The sequence below is a fragment of the uncultured Pseudoflavonifractor sp. genome (assembly GCF_944387805.1).
Taxonomy (GTDB): Bacteria; Bacillota; Clostridia; order Oscillospirales; family Oscillospiraceae; genus Pseudoflavonifractor.
In genome coordinates, this window is record NZ_CALXGI010000102.1 from 1 (window position 1) to 4041 (window position 4041).

A 4041-nucleotide genomic window follows, 5' to 3' on the forward strand; every position below is an offset into this window, starting at 1 on the left:
TTGGGCTCGCCGGGGTTGTAGTTGACGCCCTCCTTCACCCGGAAGATCTGGATGGGGAAGATGGGGGTCTCGCCGTTGCCCAGGCCGGACTCGGTGGCCAGCAGCAGGTTCTTCATCACCATGCGGCCCTCGGGAGAGGTGTCCATGCCGTAGTTGATGGAGGAGAAGGGAGTCTGGGCGCCGGCACGGGAGTGCATGGTGTTCAGGTTGTGGATGAGGGCCTCCATGGCCTGGTAGGTGGCCCGGTCGGTCTCCTTCACAGCCCGCTGGTGGGCGAACTGCTGGGCCTTCTTGATATCCCCCTCGGCACCGAAGGTCCCGGCCAGGCGGGGCAGCTCGGCGGCGAAGTAGTCCTCGCAGTGCTCCAGGGTGGGCTGGAGGCCGGTCTCCTCCCGAATCTCCGCCATAATCCCCTTCAGCGCCTGCTCCGGATCCTCGTCCCCGCACAGCAGCATGAGCGCCCGGGCCATATTCTGCCGGTAGCGCTTGACAAAGGTCTTGCGCACGCCGTCAGCCATGCCGTAGTCAAAGTTCACCACGCTCTGGCCGCCGTGCTGGTCGTTCTGGTTGGACTGGATGGCAATGCAGCACAGGGCGGCATAGGAGGCGATGTCATTGGGCTCCCGGAGGGTGCCGTGGCCGGTGGAGAAGCCGCCCTGGAACAGCTTCTTGATATCAATCTGGCAGCAGGTGGTGGTGAGGGTGAGAAAGTCCAGGTCGTGGATGTGGATGTCCCCCTCCCGGTGGGCCCGGGCGTGGTCCGGGTTGAGGACGAACATATCGTAGAACTGCTTGGCGCCCTCGGAGCCGAACTTGAGCATGGAGCCCATGGCGGTGTCGCCGTCAATGTTGGCGTTCTCCCGCTTGATGTCCGAGTCCTTGGCGGCGGAGAAGGTGATGTCCTCGTAGATCTTCATCAGGCGGGTGTTCATCTCCCGCACCCGGCTGCGGTCGGAGCGGTAGAGAATGTAGGCCTTGGCCGTCTGGACATATCCGTCGTCCATGAGCACCCGCTCCACCAGGTCCTGAATGTGCTCCACGTCGGGCTGCTGGTTGCCCTCCACCTCCAGAATGGAAAGCACCTCGCCGGCCAGCTTGCGGGCCGTGTCCTCGTGGCCGGGCTTGTAGGTGGCGTTGAAGGCCTTGGTAATGGCGTGGACAATCTTCTCTTCATCAAAGGGCATGAGCCGCCCGTCGCGCTTGCGGATGCTGCTGATGGTCATAGTTCACCGCTCCTCTTTCCGTGTTTGCCGCAAAAAAACGCCCCGCAATCGGGGCCAAAAGTCCATTTTATTGTATACAAGATGTAGTGCTGTTTCTGTTGCAGAGTACATATATAGTATACTATCCCGGACAAGCCGTCAAGTGCCCGGCGTATACCCGGACGAAAAACGCCCGCCGAATTTGGCGGGCGTTTTTTGGATAGGTTGACAGTTGACGTTCCGGCCCAAGGTTTTGCGGGCTCAGTCCGGAGTGCCGGTGGAAAAGAAAACCTGGTATTTTTTGTCTGTCTGCGGCCCTGACATCCCCAGTGTGATCTGCAAAGAGTCGGCGGGCTTGCTTACCACCACTGGGGACTCAATCCGGCAGCCCTGGGCATAAACGCCCTCCCCGGCGTTGGACAGCGGGAACTCCACCGGATTGAGAAGGCGGTTTCCCTCTGTAATTCCGTCCAGCTTCAAGCGCTCCCCTGTGAAAATCTCATTGTAAGGGCTCTCCTGGAGCGGACCGTCCTTCTCCTGCCAGATCAGGCTCACCAGTTCTGCCCCATCCTTCTGCATCCGCCCTGTCCAGAGGAGCTCCGCGCGGGCAAAATAACGTTTTCCCCCCTCAGCGCCGGCAAACTGCAGGCCCAGGATGGGGCGGGCGGTGAGGGGCTCCTCCCTCCGTTCCAGACCGTGGGAGGAGGGGATGGAATACTGCAGGCAAACCCTGTGCGTCCCAACTTTTCCAGCGCTCGCCCGATAGACTGCCAGCTGTACCCGGGAAATCCCCCAGGTGCGATAGACCCGCCAGCCGCACCAATAGTAAGGGGAGGTAATCTCTGTGTTGAGATGGTCGGTCAGCTGCTGTGAGATGACCTCATCCGTGGTATTGAAGCCAGTCCGGTCAGCATCCCATCCGTCCCCGGGCGAAAAGGCAGACCGGCTGACATACACGGTCAGGCCCTCTCCTTCAAACCGATAGCACTCCATTCCGTTGTATTCCGTCTCAGTATAGCTCTTCGTATTCATTCCCTGGACCACATACCAGAATGGCAGGGTGGGCATGGTCAGAGTTGGATAATAGGCGATGCTCTCCCCTTCCCCGGAGGACTGCACCAGGGATTCCGCCCCAATCAGCCCCTGTGCCATCAGACGCTGCTGCTCCCCCTCAAGCTGCTCCTCCAGTACATAGGGTGCGGACTGGGCCGTCCCCTCAAGGGGGCGGGTCAGCCAGAACACCAGCAGACAGGCGGCAGCCAGAGCGGCCAGCCCCAGAAGCATTTTGCTTTGCTTTTTCATCGGCTCTCCTCCCAGCTTGCCTGCAGTTTTTTCCGCTTTTGTTCTATATTTATTGTACCAGATGCTCAGACTGTGCACAAGAAAAGAAGAGCTCCCGGCTCCGCATATGCGGAGCCGGGAGCTTTGTCACAGCCAGACTTTACAGGGCTCAGATTTCGTACCACTTGATCTCGTTGGCGGCCAGATCCAGGTGGAAACTGGAGCCGTCGCCCTTGTAGACCGTGGTGCTCTGGGGCTCGTAGGTGTTGTTGACCACGCAGTACTTGCCGTTGGCCACAAAGGCGTGGACCTCCACGTTGAAGTTGCTGGAGAACCACTTGTTCAGGTCCTCCTCCCCGTGGGCGGACCACAGGATGGAGCGGTACAGCACACGGCTGTTCTCGAAGGTGTAGGGCAGGCCGGAGATGTACACGCACCGGCCTGCGCCGTAGCCGTGAACAGCCATCTGCACTTCCTTCTCACGCTGCACCAGAATCTCGGTACCCTCCAGGGCGTACATGCTCTTCTTGCCCTCGCCGAAGTCCATCTCCCTGGTGCAGTCGGCCAGGATGAAGTGGTCGGGATGCTCGTCCCAGTTGTACTTGTCGTAGTTCAGGGTGAAGCCGGTCTCCTTCTCCACGCCCAGGGCGCCCGCCAGCTGGAGATAGCGGCCCTGGTACTGGTGGCCGGAGGGCTCGCCCACGCCGATGAAGCCGCCGCCGTTCCAGATGAAGCCACGGATGGCAGCCGTCACAGCCGGGTCCTCCCACACGGCGCCGCCGGTGTGGGCCGTGTCGCCGTCACCCACGTTGATGATGACGTCGATGCCGTCCAGGATGGAGGGATCGGCCTTCACGTCGTCGAAGCTGATGAACTTCACATCAAAGGGCGCGCCGGACAGGGCCTCAATAACGCCAGCGTAGGAGTAGTTCTGCTTCTGGTACAGGGCGTGGTGCACCATGTGGCAGCCCCAGGAGCGCATCTTGCCCCAGCTGTTGAGCACAGCCACCGTCTTGATGCAGTAGGGCGTAGTGCCCTTGATGTTGGCGTACAGCTCACGGAACTCGTTGCACACGCGCTCCACATAGTCGATGAAGTCGGGGAACTGGCAGGCCAGCTTCAGGTAGCCGCCGTAGCCGATGCGGTCGATGGGCTTGCGCAGGATGGCGCGCCGGGCGGTCACCCAGTTCTCCTTGGCCTCCTTCACGGGATCGCCGCCCTCGTGGAAGGTGTCGGGGAAGAAGTAGGGCAGGAAGCGGCCCTCGGTGTATTTCACGCCGGGGATATCGCTGATGAGGCGCAGGGTGGAGCCGTTGCCCACGCTGCCCACAACCGCGTCCAGGCCGATGGTCTTGAACTCATCCATGAAGGGCTCGGTGCCGATCCAGTGGTCGCCCAGGAACATCATGGCTTCCTTGCCCAGCTCGTGGGTGATGTCCACCATCTCCTTGGCCAGCTTGGCCACCTCGCGGCGCTGGAAGGCCTGGAAGTCCCTGAACTCCTTGCTGGGCACACGGTACTGGTTGTTGTAGTAGCCCTGGTCGATGATGTACTCGGG

General features: G+C 61.0%; 3 protein-coding genes. All 3 read right to left on the reverse strand.

The window, feature by feature from the left end:
• The coding region (gene nrdD, locus Q0K06_RS13725; protein WP_294553686.1) for an anaerobic ribonucleoside-triphosphate reductase at nucleotides 1-1223 on the reverse strand (1223 nt) is incomplete at its 3' end.
• A gap of 240 nt (nucleotides 1224-1463) precedes the next feature.
• A complete protein-coding gene (locus Q0K06_RS13730; protein ID WP_294553689.1) occupies nucleotides 1464-2504 on the reverse strand; it encodes a hypothetical protein in 1041 nt (346 codons plus the stop codon).
• Between the two features lie 148 nt (nucleotides 2505-2652).
• A partial coding sequence (gene gnpA, locus Q0K06_RS13735) for a 1,3-beta-galactosyl-N-acetylhexosamine phosphorylase (protein WP_294553691.1) occupies nucleotides 2653-4041 on the reverse strand: 1389 nt, incomplete at its 5' end.